This window comes from Microbacterium sp. LjRoot205 (genome assembly GCF_056175745.1).
In genome coordinates this window covers 1,079,295-1,093,942 of record NZ_JBGFFH010000001.1, presented here as the reverse complement: position 1 = coordinate 1,093,942, position 14,648 = coordinate 1,079,295, and the positions used below count along the sequence as shown (strand labels likewise).

Sequence of the window (14,648 nt, the reverse complement as noted above, 5' to 3'; positions counted from 1 at the left end):
TCAGTCAGGCGGTCCTGCGCTCGCGGGCGACCGAACGGCGCGGTGCGAAGCCCCGCCGGTGAGTCGATCTCTGGCGGCCTGAGCACCGATCCTGCTCGCGGATCCGACCTCCACGACGGGGAGCGGCAGTGGCCGCCTGGCCGCGAGTCCGACGTTGACCACGACGGCTTCGGGGTCGCGCAGAGCGGCGCGTTCGACCAGCGAGCGCTGCGCGTCATCGGCGTCAGGCCGATCCAGGAGGATGACCGTCAGCCCCTCGGCGAGGACGGCTCGCTCGAGAGCGGAGTCCTGCTCGTCGATCGACGAACGCGCGACGTCGACACGAACACGGTGGCCGTCGGCTGCGAGCGTCTGAGCCACATACGCGGACGCGCTGTCGACAGCGAGAGTCGAACGACGGCGGGCGTCGACCACCGCGAGCGCCTCGGCATCCGCGGTCGCGCCGGTGATGGCTCGTCGGACGATCTCCGATCCGTCGTAGCCGACGGGAGGCGCGGTCGTGGCACGAGTGCGGAGGGTCTCGGCCAGACGGGCGACCCGCTGGGCCGCAGCGGCGAGTCTCTCGCGCGGCAGCGAGCCGTCGCTCACCGCCGCGAGGATCCCGTCGCGAGCGGCGAGGAAGTCTCGTCTGTCCTGATCGGGGAGCGTGGCTTCACCCCGGTTCGTCGGGTTGCCGATGCACAGCAGATCGACGCCGGCCGCCAGGGCGCGCGCGGCGCCCTGGCCGATGCCGACGGTCTCGCGGATCGCCGCCATGTCGAGTGCGTCCGAGATGATGACGCCGTCGAAACCCCAGTCCCGCAGCATCCCGAGCACCCGGGGATTCAGCGTCGCCGGTTCCTCCCCCCACGCCGGAACGACGATGTGCGCGGTCATGATGGCGTCGACCCCCGCGGCGATCGCGGCACGGAACGGCTCGAGGTGCACGCGCTCGTACTCGGCGATGTCGAGCGAGATCTCGGGCAGCGCGTGGTGCGAATCCAGATGCGTGTCGCCGTGTCCGGGAAAGTGCTTGACGCATGCGGCGACGGCATTGCTCTGCAGTCCGTCGACCGCCGCCTGCACGTGACGGGCGACGAGTTCTTCGTCGCTGCCGAAGGAACGGACCCCGATCACGGGGTTCCGTGGATCCGTGTTCACATCGGCGACGGGCCCGAGCACCACGTTGACGCCGACCGAGGCGACCCGTCGGGCGAGCTCCGCACCGGAGTCCCTCGTCGCATCGACATCGTCGACGATGCCGAGCTGGGCGGCCCCCGGGAGGGTGGAACCGGTCGCCGACTCGAGGCGCGTGACGTTGCCGCCCTCCTCGTCGATCCCGATCAGCGCGTCCGGGTTCGCGCGAAGGATCTCGTCGCTCAGGGCAGGCAGCCCATCACCGACGTTCTGGCTGAAGTACACCGCTCCAGCCAGGCCGTCGCGCAGCTCGGCGAGGAGCCAGTCCGGCGCCTCGGTGCCGAGGAAACCCGGCCAGAGCACCGCGTTGGCGAGGCGGACGAGTTCGTCGGTCATCCCTTCACCGCTCCCGCGACCATGCCTGCCGAGAGGCGACGCTGCACGATCACGAAGAAGACCATGACGGGGATCGTGATGATCGTCGACGCGGCCATGATGCTGCCCCAGTCGTTGGAGTGCAGACCGAAGAAGGACTTCAGGCCGATCGAGACCGTGTACTGGTCGGTCTCGCTGCCGAGGATCGTCATCGCGAAGATGAACTCGTTCCAGGCCGTGATGAAGCTGAAGATGCTGGTGGCCACGAGGCCGGGCATCACGAGAGGCAGCAGGATCGAGCGGAACATCCGCCACCAGCTGGCCCCGTCGATGTACGCGGCCTCTTCGAGCTCGACCGGCACCGCGGCGACGAACCCGCGCAGCATCCAGATCCCGAACGCGAGCGAGAGCGCGACGTAGACGACCATCAGACCGAGGATGCTGTTGAGCAGTCCGAGGCTCTTGACCTGAAGGAAGAGCGGGATGACGAGAGCCTCGAGCGGGACCATCTGCACGACGAGGATCATCATCAGGATGGTCGTGCGGAACTTGAACTTGAACCGGGCGACCGCCACTGCCGCGAGCAGACAGACCAGAGCACTCACCAGAACCGTCACCAGGGCCACGATGGCCGAGTTGCGCAGGTAGGTGCCGAAGCCGCCGTCGGTGAGGACGAAGGCGAAGTTGTCGAACGTGAATTCCTGGGGCAGCAGCGACTGACCGCCGCTGGATGCCTTGGCATCGAACGCGCTGGAGACCATCCAGTACACGGGGAACAGCGTGAAGATCAGGACGGCGGCGATCGCGATGCCGGTGCCGAGGCGCGACATGGCGGACGGGCGGGGGTTCACAGCTCGTCCTCCTTCATCAGGGAGCGGATGTACACGATCGTGATTCCGATCAGCACGAGGGTGAGCAGCACGGCGAGGGCGGCGCCGAACCCGTAGCGGTTCTGGCCGAAGGATTCGACGTACGACCAGACGCCGAGGTTGAGCACCGACCGGTTGCCTCCCCCGCCGCCCGGCATGAGGTAGACCTGCGCGAAGACCTTGAAGTCCCAGATCGTCGACAGGATGATGACGACGGAGAAGACGGGCTTGAGCGTCGGGAAGATGATCTTCCAGAAGCGCATCCAGGCGTTCGCGCCGTCGAGGGCCGCCGCCTCGAGCATCTCCTTCGAGACTCCGAGGAGACCGGCAAGGACCGTGATCGCCACGAACGGGAAGCCGTGGTGCACGACGTTCAGCAGCACGATCGCGTAGAACGACCACTGGTTGGTGAACCAGTTGACCGGTTCGTCCATCAGACCGAGGTTCTGCAGGGTGGTGTTGAAGATGCCCCGGTCGGCGTCGAAGATGAACGTCCAGACGTAGGTGCCGGTGACGGCCGGCATGGCCCACGCGACCATGATGCAGCTCGAGACGATGGTGCGCCAGACCGTGCCCAGCTTGGCGAGCAGGAGCGCGACCAGCGTGCCGACCGCCACCGTGACGAACACGGCGACAGCGGCGAAGCCGACGGTGTTCGGCAGGACGACGGTCCACAGCGTCGGGTTGGTGAGCGCCTCGACGTAGTTGTCGACGCCGATCCAGTTGTTCTCGCCCGTGTTGATCTCGCGCAGACCGTAGTCCTGCAGCGAGAAGATGAAGACTTGGATGAGCGGCCAGAGCATGAGCACCGCGAGGATGACCAGCCCGGGAGCGAGAAGAAGCCAGGGGCGGGCCGTGAGCAGCGAGAATCCTCGCCGCCGGGGCTGGCCGCCGGCCACGGAGGCGGAGGTGGACTCCGCCTTCGTGGCCGGCAGTGGCGCTTGCACCATCGACATGAAGGGATACAGCCTTACTTGTTGAGCAGCTCGGTCATCTCGGCTGCGGCATCCTTCGTCGCCGTGGCGACGTCCTTCTGCCCGCCGAGGATCGCCTGGATCATCGAGTTGGTGGTCTTCTTCGCCTGGACGGCTCCGAAGTTCGGGGTGACGGGCACGGATGCGCCGCCCTCGACCATCTGCTGTGCGAACGGAGCGACGAGCGGGTCGGTCGAGGCGAGGGCCTCTTCCATCGCCGACTGGACGCCCGGGAAGTAGCCGGTCTCGTCAGCCCACTGCTCGGCGAACTCGCCCGTGGTCATCAGCTTGACGAACTCCCACGCGAGGTCTGCGTTCTTCGTCGTGTTGAAGACCGACAGGTGCGAGCCTCCGAGCACGGACGGAGCGATTCCGCCGTCCTCGCCCGGGATCACTGCCGCGCCGATCTTGCCGTCGAGTTCGGGGTTCGCCTCGATCAGCGCCTTCGGGGTCCACGAGCCCGAGAGCATCATGGCGACGTTCCCCTGCGTGAACGAGTCACGGAGGTCCGTCTCCTTCCACGTGGTGGCGCCGGCCGACGAGAAGCCGTGCTGGGTCGCGAGTCCGGTGTAGAACTCGATGCCGGCCTGCGACTCCTCGCTGTCGAGCTCGCTCGTCCAGGTCTTGCCGTCGAGGGTCGCGACCTCGCCGCCCGCGCCCCAGACCCAGGGGTACACCTGGAACTCGGCGTCGCCCGCGACGGGGAACGGCAGCATGTCGGGCTTGGCTGCCTTGATCGCCTCACCGGCGGCGACGATGTCGTCCCACGTCTTCGGAGCCTCGAGACCGAGCTCCTCGAACACGTCGGTGCGGTAGACGATCGAGCGGACACCGGCGTACCACGGCATGCCGTACAGCTCTTCGTCGTAGGTGCCGGCGACCGCGAGACCCTCGACGAGGTCGTCGCGCAGGCCCTTCTCAGCGTCGACGTACTCGTCGAGCGGCTCCAGGGCACCTGCGTCCGCGAACTCCGCCGTCCAGGTGGTGCCCGTCTCGGCGATGTCGGGCGTGGTGCCGCCGGCGATCGACGTGACGAAGCGGTCGTGAGCGTCAGCCCACTGGATCTCCTCGATCTTGACCGTGGCCCCGGTCTCGTCTTCGAAGGCGCTCGATACCTCGTCGTAGAACGCCGTCGCGTCGGGGTTCGTGCCCTTCATGATCCAGACGGTGAGCTCCTGGCCCTCTCCGTCGACGGCTCCGCCGGTGTCTGCTCCGCCACCGGCACAGGCCGCCAGGCCCAGTGTGGCCACGGCGCCCAGCGCCATGACCGGAAGAATGCGCTTGTGCATCAGGGATCTCCTCTTTGAACGTCCTGGCGGCATCGGGTGCCTACCACGTAGGAAAAAGTATTCATCACTAACTAATTCCCTGCAAGTTATTCTCGGAAACGTCATGCGGCCGTAACATCGGCCTCCGCGGGTAGGCTCACGGCATGTCAGGGGCCCTCGACGACGCGAAGCGCTCGACGGTCGCGCGCCACGCGGATCTTCCTACGCCCAGTGCGTTCTCGACTCTCTTCAGACTCCTCGGAGTCGCCCTGGCGGTGATCCTCGTCTCGTCCGTCGCGGTGGCGGGCTTCGTCGCCGCGGACGTGCTGAACCGGGTCGGCGAAGGTGCGGTCACCCTCGAGGACGACGTGGACGTGGCTCCTCCGTCGCTGGGCGCGTACCCGAGCGACAGGGCCTTCAATCTTCTCATCGTCGGGACGGACGAGTGCGGAGAGGTCTCGACGAAGATCCTCGGCGATCGATGCGCCCAGAGCGAGCAGGGAGCCCTGAACGACGTGACCCTCCTGGTCCACGTCTCGGCGGCGCCTCGCGCAGTCACCGTCGTGTCGTTCCCCCGCGACCTCGGGCTGGAGGTGCCCGAGTGCGAGAGGGAAGACGGTTCGACCGCGTCGGCGATGTCGAAGGGGCGGATCAACGAGGTCTTCGAGCACGCCGGTGTCTCGTGCGTCGCGAAGACCGTGACCGATCTCAGCGGACTGCCGGTCGAGTTCGCCGCCAAGATCAGCTTCGACGGCGTGATCGCGATCACCGATGCGATCGGCGGAGTCGACGTGTGCGTCGCGGGTGAAGGCATCCACGACACCCTCGCCGGTGTCGACCTGTCGGTCGGCACGCACACGGTGTCGGGCGCAAGCGCCCTCGCATTCATCCGCACACGGCACGGAGTCGGCGACGGGAGCGACCTCGCCCGCATCTCGAATCAGCAGCAGTACATGTCGCGACTGGCCAAGAAGATCCTGAGCGCCGAGACGCTGACCGACCCGTCGAAGGTGCTTCGGCTGATGGACACGGTCGCCGACAACATCGTGCCGAGCGAGTCGCTGAGCAACGCCCTGACCCTCACACAGCTGGCGCTCGCCCTGAAGGATGTCGAGTTCTCGGACTTCGTGTTCGTGCAGTACCCGAACCTGACGGACCCGGAGGACAGCGACAGGGTCGTACCCGATTACGACGCCGCGGCCCCGCTCTGGGCGGCGCTCATCGCAGGAGAGCCCATCACGCTCGCCGGTGACGTCGCGACGCATCGGAGCGTGGAGCTCGCGACGCCGCCGCCCGTCGACGAGCCGGTCGAGACGGCGACCGAGGCGCCGGAGGCGCGGGCGACCCTCCCCCCGGAGATCTCGGGGCAGACCCTCGACCAGGAGACCTGCTCGGTCGGCGTCCAGGCGGAGTGAGCGCGTAGTCTCGGAGGATGGGCAGGACGCGCGCGAAGGACACCGAACACCCGCAGGCCCGCCTCGACCACGGAGGCATCGCCCGTATCGTGCCGTCGGAGTTCACCACCGGGTTCGAGCTCATCGTCGACGACACCCCGCAGTCGCACGTCGACCTCGATGACCCCACGCACCTGCACTTCGAGTACATCGTGCGCATGGGCGCAGTCATCGACCAGCTCGCGGGCGGCCCCCTCACCGCGGTGCACCTCGGAGCGGGAGCGCTGACGATCCCCCGCTACATCGAGGCCACACGGCCCGGTTCGCGGCAGCAGGTGATCGAGCTCGAGGCTCCGTTGGCCGCACTCGTGCGCGAGCATCTTCCGCTGCCGAGAGGCGCGTCGATCAGACTGCGGATCGGTGACGCCCGCGAAGGCGTCCGCCGTCTTCCGCCGGCCATCGTCGGCAGCTGCGATCTGGTCGTGTCCGACGTCTACTCGGGCGCCCAGACGCCTGCCCACCTCACCAGCATCGAGTTCTACCGCGAACTCGCCGAGCTGCTCGCACCGGGAGGCGTGCTGCTCGTGAACGTCGCCGACGGCCCAGGCCTCGCCTTCGCTCGACGTCAGGTCGCGACGATCGCGGAGGTGCTTCCCGAGATCGGCGTCCTCGCCGACACCCAGGTGCTCAAGGGCCGCAGGTTCGGCAACCTGGTGATCGCAGCGTCTGCCGCTCCCCTCCCGACCGAATGGCTGCCGAGGATGCTGGCCGCCGGACCGCATCCGGCGAAGATCGCCCAGGGCTCCGAGGTGACCGCGTTCGTGCAGGGTGCACGCGTGGTCACGGATGCGGATGCCGTGGCCTCGCCTCGCCCGGATGCCTCGCTGTTCCTCCGCTGAGCACCTCGATCGAGATCGGATGCGAGGGCGCGGGGCGTGCCGCCCCGACGACGGCGCCGTCGCGAGGCACACTTGACGGGGGACGCTGCGGAAGGAGAGCAATGAGTTTCATCAGAGGCTATGACCACGAGAGCCTTCGCGAGCGCGTCGATCTCGATGAGTGTGCGGCACGGCTGGAGGAGATCGACGGTCAGCGCAGCCTTCCGGCCCTGCTCGAGCGCGTCTGGCTGCTGAAGGTGCTCGACCGCCTGGACGAAGCCCTCCCCCTCGCTGACGAAGCCGTGCGACAGGCTCGCATGGCCGGAACCCGCAAGGACGTTCTGCGTGCCCGGGTGCTGCACGCCACGATCCTGCAGTACCGCGGCGCACACACCGCCGCCGCACAGGAGCTCGCCACGTGCGCAGCCGAGGCGGAAGGGCAGCGCTGGGTCTCGATCGCGGCTTTCGCCCATCACCACCACGGCAAGAACGCGTACGAAGCCGGCGACTACGAGACGGCCCGCGAGAGCTTCAAGCAGTCCCTCTTCCTGCGTCGTGAAGCGGGAGCCCAGGACGGAGAGCTCGAGACGGTGCTGCTCGCGATCGAAGCCGCCGAGCGGCGGCGTACGACCCAGCTCGTCGCGGGCTGACGGCACATCGAGCCGGCTGACGGTGCATCGAGCCGGCTGACGCTGCGCTGAGCGGTCCGACGCTGCGCCGAGCGGTCCGACGCGGCGATGTCGGCGGTATGGCTTAGCCTGATCGCATGGCGGAACTTGACCGGGTGCGCGTCTGGGGCGAAGCACTGATCACGATGCACCTCGACGACAGCTGGTCGTTCGGTTTCGACCACGCCAAGCGCCGGGCGGGGCAGTGCGACTACACGAAGAAACGCATCACCGTGTCGCGATATCTGGCAGCCCGGTTCGAAGACGACGAGATCCATCAGGTGCTGCTGCACGAGGTGGCGCATGCGCTCGCCGGTCATGAGGCGGCGCACGGCGCGACCTGGAAGCGCGTGGCCCGCGACCTGGGTTATGTCGGCGGAACGACCCATCACGGCGAGACCGCGGTCGAGCTCGCGCCGTGGGTGGGCAGATGCCCCGCAGGTCATGTCACGTACCGGCACCGGCGCCCGTCACGCGCCACGTCGTGCGCGCGGTGCTCGCGCTCGTACGACGCCCGTTATCTCTTCGACTGGACACGTCGCGAGATCTCGGCTGACACGAAGCTCGCCGCCCAGATGTCACGCTGACAGCGTCGACACGCTGCGAGGTCGGAATCACGTCGGGCAAGACCGATGCGGGCGCGAGATCGACGCCGCATCCCTCACATCGCGCAAGACCGCCGTCAGCGCGGTTGAGTTCCCGTCTCGGGATCGGCCCCGCGCGCTGACTCTGCCTGTGGCCCGTCCTCGACCTGAACCTCGTGTTCGGCGATCTCGTCGTGCACGACTCCATCGACCGGATCCGCGTCGTCGGAGTGTTCGGGTGACGCACCGCTGTCGCTCGTGCGCCCGGCGCGCCGGCGGAGGAGCGCCGCCGCGGCGCGCCAGCCGAGGAGGAAGACTCCGAGCACGAGTGTCGCGACGATGATGAACGCGATCTGAGCGGTGTCTCCCGTTGCGACCCGCAGCAGGAGTCCCCCCGCGACCGTGACGAGCCAGACGACGGCGCCCCATCCGAGCGACCACGGACGACGCGGCCGGGCCGGCAGCAGAGCCGCCACGACGTGCCCCACCAGCAGAGCGACGATGAAGGGCCAGGCGGTGATCAGGAACCCTCCGGGGCTCTCGCCGTGCGAGGCACGGCCGATCACGGCGAAGACGAGCACCAGGACGGCATCGACGATGAATGCGGGGACGAACCTCATGCCACGACCCTACGTCGCACGAGGCGAAACCCGTGCCGAGTGCGCGGCCTGTTGCCGACCGCACTGCGAAGCGACGCCGGCGAGCACACATTCGCGGGCTTCCGGCGATCTCGTCGTCGCGAGCCGGAACGAACCGGTCAGTCGAAGGCGACGAAGACCCCATCGCGCAGCACGGGCACGGCATCGATCGCATCGAGCTCGGCAGCGCTCGACGTCGTCGTCGGGACCGCGCCGGAAGCCCGCATCCGATCGGTCGCGGCGACCCCTTCTGCGAGTTCGCGTGCCGATCCGCTGGCGCTGACCATATGACGCAGCGCCCTCTTCAACGCTCGGAACCCCTCGGCTGCCACGGCCGCATCGGGCGCGGTGTGGTCGATGCCCAGATCGGTCAGTGCAGCGATGATCGCGCCGGCACCCAGGTGGTCTTCGACTGCGAACCGCACTGCACCGTCGGCGTCGGCCTCGCCCGCCGCGATCACGCTCACCGATGTGCGCGCCTGATTGCGATCCTGCAGCGTGGCGATCGCTCGCGCCACCGCCGAGGCGTTGCGGAGGCTTCCGATCAGCACCACGGCATCGCCGCCACGGGTGGCGACCGCGGCGCCATTACGAGACCACCCACGTGCGTCGTCGAGCGAGACCGTGGACCCGGCGGCGACCGCATCCGCCACCGTGGAGGAGAAGCGGAGCACGTCGACGACCACGACGACGTCGGCCGGAGCGAGGCGATCGAGCCCTTCGACGCCCCAGTCGAGGCGCACCTGATACGTGGACTGGTCGAACGGAGACGGCATCCGTCCAGCCTAGAGCGACCGGATACGCCAGAACGCTCCGATGACCGATTCGGTCACAGAGCGTGCTGGCGCCCGGCCGCCGTCAGTCTGCAGCGAGCGCGTCGACCGGCGCCACCCGCGTGGCGAGACGGGTCGGCGTCGCAGCAGCGACCAGGGTCAGCACAGCGGTCGCCGCGACGATGATGACGACGGGCAGCCACGGCACGTGAGGTGCGACGAGCCCGGCGGGTTCGAAGTCGGGCAGGGTCGGCACCGATCCGAGCAGCGACTGCGCCGCGATCCATCCGTAGGCGATGCCGAGGATCAACCCGGTCACCGTGGCGGCCACCGTGATGTGCGCGGCCTCCAGCAGCACCATGCGGCGCACCTGACCGTTGGACAGTCCGATCGAACGAAGGAGACCGAGTTCGCGGCGACGCTGCACCACGCCGATCGTCAGGAGATTGACCAGGCCGACCGCGGCGATCACCGCCGACACGGCGACGAGCACCATCATCACCGACGCGAAGGCGTCGAACGGGGTGAAGAACTCGGCGGGCGTCTCGCCTTCGACCTGACCGATCAGCATCTGCTTGACCGATTCGAGAGCGACGGCGAACATCGTGACGAGCGTGACCCCCATCACCACGCCGATCGCCATGCGTGAGGAGCGCTCCGGATAGCGCAGGGCGTTCTCAGCCGCGAGCCGTGCGGTGGCACTCGAGCCGAACATCCGCCCCACCAGACGCAGCACGGGCGGCATGAACAGCACCGATCCGAGCGCGAGCCCCGTGAAGGAAAGCAGTCCACCGAAGAAGGCGACGACCACTCCGAGGGGATGCGCGAGTCCCACGACGACCCCCGCCGCCAGCAGGACGCTGCCGGCGCCCAGCAGCACCCACGCACCGATGTGACGCCCGGGGCGGGACATCTCTTCGTGGCTGCGCTCGACCGATCCGCCGATCGCCTGCAGCGGTGTGACGGCGAGCACGCGTCTGGATCCTGCCCAGGCCGCAGCCCAGGTGGTCAGGGCGACGCCGATCACGGGCAGGGCGATGAACGGCTGTGCGAGGGAGAACTCCGTCGGCACGTTCTCGATCAGTCCGGAGCCGATCTGCACCCCGACAGCTGCGATCGCGAGGCCCGAGAGCAGGCCCAGTGCCGCGCCGATGACGCCGACCACGAAGCCCTGCCTGCCGACCTGCGCCCGCTGCGAGCGCGCAGTCGCGCCGATGAGGCGCATCAGCGCGATCTGACGAGTGCGCCCCGCGATGATCGTCGAGAAGGTGTTCGCCGTGACGATCGCCGCGACGTACATCGCGACACCCGTGAGGAGCACCGAGAGCAGCCCGACCACGAACGCGAGCGTCTCGCTGTCGCCGATGAACGGGTCGGCCTGCAGCACCGCTCCGAGATAGGCCGTGGTCTCGACCAGCACCACACCGAAGGCGGCCGAGAGCGTCGCGACCAGGATGCTGGCTCCCATGCCACGGTCGCGCAGCCATGCCAGGCGCGGACCCGTCGCAGACGTCTGAGCGACGACCGTGCGAACCGGAGAGTCGATGACGGCGCTCATGCCGCGACCTCGGCGGCGAGCATGTAGGCCGAGATCTGCTCAGCGCTCTGACGCGGGTGATCGGCGACGATCCGTCCGTCGCCGAGGAACAGCACGCGGTCGGCGTAGCTCGCCGCGATCGCGTCGTGCGTGACCATCGCGATCGACTGCCCGTGCTCGCGGCTCGCGGTCGCGAGCAGCTGCAGGACCTCGCGTCCGGTCTTCGAGTCGAGGTTGCCGGTCGGCTCATCCGCGAAGACGAGGTCGGGCGCGGTGGCGAGAGCGCGGGCGATCGCGACCCGCTGCTGCTGACCGCCCGACAGCTGATGCGGTCGGTGCTGCAGCCGCGATCCGAGCCCGAGCGTCTCGATCAGACCGTCGATGCGCGCCTTCTCGATCGCACTCGGTCGGCGTCCGTCGAGCTCGAAAGGCAGCATGATGTTGCCGAGGGCGGTGAGCGTCGGCACGAGGTTGAACGCCTGGAAGATGAACCCCACTCGGCGCCGGCGAAGGATCGTCAGGTCGAGGTCTCCGAGCTCGGTGATCTCGGTGTCGCCGATCCAGCTCCTGCCCTGCGTCGGGGTGTCGAGGCCGGCCATGATGTGCATCAGCGTGGACTTTCCCGAACCGGACGGACCCATGATGGCGGTGAACTGCCCGCGGCGGATGCCGACGCTGACGTCGTCGAGCGCGTGGACGGTGCCCTCGCCGGATCCGTAGGTCTTCGTGAGGTGCTGGACGCGGGCTGCGAGCCCGAGGTCGGTGGTCGTGATCTCCATGCCTTCGACGCTACGGACGGCGGGTGCCCCGCCGCGTCGCCCTGACGACGCATCCGTCTACATCGCAAGGATGATCCCGCGGGCGCTCGTCCGGTCAGGCGAGCCCGTGCTCGAAGGCGAAGACCACGAGCTGCACGCGGTCCCGCAGGGTGAGCTTCGTCAGGATGCGGCTGATATGGGTCTTCACGGTCGCCTCGCTGAGGTACTCGCGAGCGGCGATCTCAGAGTTCGACAGACCCCTGGCCGCGAGCGCGAAGATCTCCCGCTCGCGGTCGGTGAGCGCGGAGAACTGCGCGGGCACCGGCTTCGGCTCCTCGGCGAAGTGCTCGAACAGCTCACGGGTCGCGGACGCGGCGATGACACTCGATCCCGAGTGCACGGTGCGGATCGCGGCGAGGAGGAACTCGGGATCGGCGTCCTTGAGCAGGAATCCGCTCGCCCCCTGACGGATGGCGCGCGCGGCCGCCTCATCGAGGTCGAAGGTGGTCAGCATGACGATGCGCGGCGGGTCGGGCTGAGCGAGGATCTCGGCGGTCGCGGCGAGACCGTCCATGACAGGCATCCTGATGTCCATCAGCACCACGTCGGGTCGAGTCGCGCGCACGAGAGCGACTCCCTCGCGGCCGTCTCCCGCTTCTCCGACGACGTCGAGGTCGGGCTGCGAGGCGAGCAGCATGCGGACTCCGGCGCGGAACAGCGCCTGATCATCGACGAGGACGACCTTGATCATGCGACTTCTCCGATCGGGAGCGAGGCGGCGACGACGAACTGTGCGCCCTGACGCTCCGCCTGAAGGCTACCGCCGACGAGCTGAGCCCGTTCGCGCATGCCGATCACTCCGTGGCCGACGCCGATCTGCGGCTGCTCGCTGCCCACGATGTTGCGCACCTCGATGTCGACGCGATCAGGAAGCCAGGCGAGATGCACATCGACCGCCCCGTCGCCGTGTCGGATGGCATTGGTGAGCGCCTCTTGCAGGATCCGGTACACCGCGAGCTGGATCGCCCCCGGCGGCTCGCCGGGAGGCATCGGGTCGACGGTGATGCGAGGCTCGACGCCTGCCTGTCGCACCTGCGCGAACAGCGCTTCGAGATCTGCGAGCGTCGGCTGCGGGCCGTCGCCCTGTCGGTGGCGCAGCTGGGTGAGCAGCAGACGCACATCACTCAGGGCGCTGCGAGCGGTCTGCGCGATCGTTCCCAACGCCTCGGTGGCCATCTCGGGCTTCGTGACCGCCGCGTACCTTGCCCCGTCTGCCTGGGCGATCACCACGGCAAGCGAGTGCGCGACGATGTCGTGCATGTCTCGGGCGATTCGCACTCGCTCCTGCTCCTCAGCCGCGAGCGACTCCGCCTCCAGCTGGGCGGACCGTGTGCGTCGGGCGCGGAGGATGACACGCCACAGCAGGCCGCAGACCCACGCGAAGCCGAGAGCGAGCACCGAGACGACGAGGAGCAGCGTGCCGGTGGTCAGCTGATCCCAGCCGCTGGTTCCGGAGGTCACGCCGGTGACGACCACCAGGTAGACCGCTGACACGAAGGCGCCGAACAGCGCCGAGCCGAACCCCCACCACAGCACGACCCGCGATCCCCACGCGGCGGTCGCATAGAGCACGAGGAGGATGGCGACGTCGATCGGCAGCGGCCCGAATCCGGAGAGCATCTGCACGATCGCCCCTGCCCAGGCCGCGGCGAGAGCGAGCCCGGGAGCGAGCCTGCCGATCGCGACGCCGCCGAACATCAGGATGCCCGCGATCACGATCGCCGCGACCGCGGCACCGTCGATTCCCTGGCCGATCGTCCCCGGACCGTAGAACACGACAGAGAAAGGAGTGAGGATGCTGAAGAGCAGCGTCGCCCCGACGATGTCGAGCACGAGCGCCGTACGGGAGAGCGGGCGGATCACTCCCCCACGCTACGCGGCACGGCGTCCGCCTCGCATCCGCCTGCAGATGTATCCGCTCGCAGATGCATCCGCGGAGCGCGTCAGGCGCGGGCGATGATCTCGCCGTGCGGCACGAGGTACCACCCGTCGCCGTCGGCGGCCCAGCGCTTCCACGCGTCGCTGATCGCCTGCAGGTCGCTCGACGTCGCCATCTCACTGTCGACCAGCTGCCGCGCGAGCGCCGACCCGAGGATGCGGTCTGCCCACATTCCGCCCCACCAGGCTCGATCCTCCGGGTTCGCGTACGTCCAGTTGGAGGTCGTCACCGTGATGTCGTCGAAGCCGGCCGCCCGCGCCCAGGCGAGGAGGCGACGCCCTGCATCGGGCTCGCCGCCGTTTGCTCGTGCGGCGCGGCGATACAGGTCGAGCCAGTGGTCGAGCTCCGGGAGCATGGGGAACCAGATGAAGCCCGCATAGTCGGCGTCGCGTACCGCCACGACACCGCCGGGTGCCGCGACCCGGCGCATCTCGCGCAGCGCCTGCACGGGATCGCCGACGTGCTGGAGCACCTGGTGCGCGTGCACGACGTCGAAGGCGTCGTCGGCGAAGCTCAGCGCATGCACGTCTTCGACCGCGAAGTCGAGGTTGTGCAGACCTCTGCTCGACGCGAGATCGCGTGAGAGTGAGAGCGCGCTCTCATCGATCTCGGTCGCCGTCACGTGGGCGACGACGCCGGCGAAGTCGACCGTGATGCTGCCGGGCCCCGCTCCGACGTCGAGAAGCGCGGTGGTCTCGGTCAGGTACGGACGGAGGTACTCCGCGGAGTTGGAGATGTCGCGGCTGCTGTGGGACCGGAGGACGGTCTCGTGATGCCCGTGCGTGTAGGTGGCCATGCCTCAGTCTGGCAAGAACCC

General features: G+C 68.6%; 15 protein-coding genes. 4 read left to right on the top strand and 11 right to left on the bottom strand.

The annotated features are described in order from the left end of the window. From AC04ME_RS05300 to AC04ME_RS05285, 4 genes are read right to left on the bottom strand one after another with little or no spacing between them, the layout of a single operon-like run. Positions 1-1,512: a glycoside hydrolase family 3 protein gene (locus tag AC04ME_RS05300; RefSeq protein WP_475433888.1), complete on the bottom strand. Its 1,512-nt coding sequence runs from the start codon at positions 1,510-1,512 to the stop codon at positions 1-3. Continuing rightward, positions 1,509-2,342 carry a carbohydrate ABC transporter permease gene (locus tag AC04ME_RS05295; RefSeq protein ID WP_042539066.1) on the bottom strand — a complete coding sequence of 278 codons (834 nt, stop codon included), beginning with the start codon at positions 2,340-2,342 and terminating at the stop codon, positions 1,509-1,511. The genes AC04ME_RS05300 and AC04ME_RS05295 overlap by 4 nt, the downstream gene beginning before the upstream one ends. Continuing rightward, positions 2,339-3,316: a carbohydrate ABC transporter permease gene (locus tag AC04ME_RS05290; protein ID WP_367822833.1), complete on the bottom strand. Its 978-nt coding sequence runs from the start codon at positions 3,314-3,316 to the stop codon at positions 2,339-2,341. Before AC04ME_RS05290 ends, AC04ME_RS05295 begins: the two co-directional genes overlap by 4 nt. A 14-nt stretch (positions 3,317-3,330) precedes the next feature. Beyond that, the gene (locus tag AC04ME_RS05285) at positions 3,331-4,623 is read right to left on the bottom strand and encodes a sugar ABC transporter substrate-binding protein (RefSeq protein ID WP_475433886.1); all 1,293 of its coding nucleotides are present in this window, start codon (positions 4,621-4,623) and stop codon (positions 3,331-3,333) included. Between the two features lie 143 nt (positions 4,624-4,766). Here AC04ME_RS05285 and AC04ME_RS05280 point away from each other — a divergent pair, with 143 nt between their 5' ends. The 4 genes from AC04ME_RS05280 (at position 4,767) to AC04ME_RS05265 (ending at position 8,129) form a co-directional block, all read left to right on the top strand. Further along, positions 4,767-6,017, top strand: coding sequence for an LCP family protein (locus AC04ME_RS05280; RefSeq protein ID WP_475433884.1), 1,251 nt, complete (start codon positions 4,767-4,769; stop codon positions 6,015-6,017). 17 nt (positions 6,018-6,034) lie between these two features. Beyond that, positions 6,035-6,895, top strand: a complete 861-nt coding sequence (locus tag AC04ME_RS05275; protein WP_309686331.1) for a spermidine synthase — start codon at positions 6,035-6,037, stop codon at positions 6,893-6,895. Between the two features lie 101 nt (positions 6,896-6,996). Then, positions 6,997-7,524, top strand: coding sequence for a hypothetical protein (locus AC04ME_RS05270; RefSeq protein ID WP_042539055.1), 528 nt, complete (start codon positions 6,997-6,999; stop codon positions 7,522-7,524). A 116-nt stretch (positions 7,525-7,640) separates the two neighbouring features. Further along, positions 7,641-8,129 carry a SprT-like domain-containing protein gene (locus AC04ME_RS05265; RefSeq protein WP_042539053.1) on the top strand — a complete coding sequence of 163 codons (489 nt, stop codon included), beginning with the start codon at positions 7,641-7,643 and terminating at the stop codon, positions 8,127-8,129. A 95-nt stretch (positions 8,130-8,224) separates the two neighbouring features. Here AC04ME_RS05265 and AC04ME_RS05260 read toward each other — a convergent pair whose 3' ends face one another. The 7 genes from AC04ME_RS05260 to AC04ME_RS05230 form a co-directional block, all read right to left on the bottom strand. Next, positions 8,225-8,746, bottom strand: a complete 522-nt coding sequence (locus tag AC04ME_RS05260; protein WP_475433881.1) for a DUF3054 domain-containing protein — start codon at positions 8,744-8,746, stop codon at positions 8,225-8,227. Positions 8,747-8,883: 137 nt separating this feature from the next. Continuing rightward, the gene (locus AC04ME_RS05255) at positions 8,884-9,540 is read right to left on the bottom strand and encodes a 2-phosphosulfolactate phosphatase (protein WP_475433879.1); all 657 of its coding nucleotides are present in this window, start codon (positions 9,538-9,540) and stop codon (positions 8,884-8,886) included. A gap of 82 nt (positions 9,541-9,622) precedes the next feature. Beyond that, a complete protein-coding gene (locus tag AC04ME_RS05250; RefSeq protein ID WP_475433877.1) occupies positions 9,623-11,095 on the bottom strand; it encodes an ABC transporter permease in 1,473 nt (490 codons plus the stop codon). Then, positions 11,092-11,853 (bottom strand): ABC transporter ATP-binding protein, encoded by a 762-nt coding sequence (locus AC04ME_RS05245; protein WP_042539048.1) that lies wholly within the window; start codon positions 11,851-11,853, stop codon positions 11,092-11,094. Before AC04ME_RS05245 ends, AC04ME_RS05250 begins: the two co-directional genes overlap by 4 nt. Before the next feature lie 94 nt (positions 11,854-11,947). Further along, complete coding sequence (locus AC04ME_RS05240; protein ID WP_042539046.1) at positions 11,948-12,583, bottom strand: response regulator; 636 nt, start codon at positions 12,581-12,583, stop codon at positions 11,948-11,950. Next, positions 12,580-13,755 (bottom strand): sensor histidine kinase, encoded by a 1,176-nt coding sequence (locus AC04ME_RS05235; RefSeq protein WP_042539045.1) that lies wholly within the window; start codon positions 13,753-13,755, stop codon positions 12,580-12,582. The genes AC04ME_RS05240 and AC04ME_RS05235 overlap by 4 nt, the downstream gene beginning before the upstream one ends. A gap of 80 nt (positions 13,756-13,835) precedes the next feature. Next, positions 13,836-14,627 carry a class I SAM-dependent methyltransferase gene (locus AC04ME_RS05230; protein ID WP_475433874.1) on the bottom strand — a complete coding sequence of 264 codons (792 nt, stop codon included), beginning with the start codon at positions 14,625-14,627 and terminating at the stop codon, positions 13,836-13,838. Positions 14,628-14,648: the final 21 nt, after the last annotated feature.

What these genes read in the sequence shown, in the direction of transcription:
- AC04ME_RS05250 (WP_475433877.1), bottom strand. Translation starts at nt 11,095, where the DNA reads ATGAGCGCCGTCATCGACTCTCCGGTTCGCACGGTCGTCGCTCAGACG.
- AC04ME_RS05265 (WP_042539053.1), top strand. Translation starts at nt 7,641, where the DNA reads ATGGCGGAACTTGACCGGGTGCGCGTCTGGGGCGAAGCACTGATCACG.
- AC04ME_RS05255 (WP_475433879.1), bottom strand. Translation starts at nt 9,540, where the DNA reads ATGCCGTCTCCGTTCGACCAGTCCACGTATCAGGTGCGCCTCGACTGG.
- AC04ME_RS05230 (WP_475433874.1), bottom strand. Translation starts at nt 14,627, where the DNA reads ATGGCCACCTACACGCACGGGCATCACGAGACCGTCCTCCGGTCCCAC.
- AC04ME_RS05240 (WP_042539046.1), bottom strand. Translation starts at nt 12,583, where the DNA reads ATGATCAAGGTCGTCCTCGTCGATGATCAGGCGCTGTTCCGCGCCGGA.
- AC04ME_RS05270 (WP_042539055.1), top strand. Translation starts at nt 6,997, where the DNA reads ATGAGTTTCATCAGAGGCTATGACCACGAGAGCCTTCGCGAGCGCGTC.
- AC04ME_RS05285 (WP_475433886.1), bottom strand. Translation starts at nt 4,623, where the DNA reads ATGCACAAGCGCATTCTTCCGGTCATGGCGCTGGGCGCCGTGGCCACA.
- AC04ME_RS05290 (WP_367822833.1), bottom strand. Translation starts at nt 3,316, where the DNA reads ATGTCGATGGTGCAAGCGCCACTGCCGGCCACGAAGGCGGAGTCCACC.
- AC04ME_RS05275 (WP_309686331.1), top strand. Translation starts at nt 6,035, where the DNA reads ATGGGCAGGACGCGCGCGAAGGACACCGAACACCCGCAGGCCCGCCTC.
- AC04ME_RS05280 (WP_475433884.1), top strand. Translation starts at nt 4,767, where the DNA reads ATGTCAGGGGCCCTCGACGACGCGAAGCGCTCGACGGTCGCGCGCCAC.
- AC04ME_RS05260 (WP_475433881.1), bottom strand. Translation starts at nt 8,746, where the DNA reads ATGAGGTTCGTCCCCGCATTCATCGTCGATGCCGTCCTGGTGCTCGTC.
- AC04ME_RS05245 (WP_042539048.1), bottom strand. Translation starts at nt 11,853, where the DNA reads ATGGAGATCACGACCACCGACCTCGGGCTCGCAGCCCGCGTCCAGCAC.
- AC04ME_RS05300 (WP_475433888.1), bottom strand. Translation starts at nt 1,512, where the DNA reads ATGACCGACGAACTCGTCCGCCTCGCCAACGCGGTGCTCTGGCCGGGT.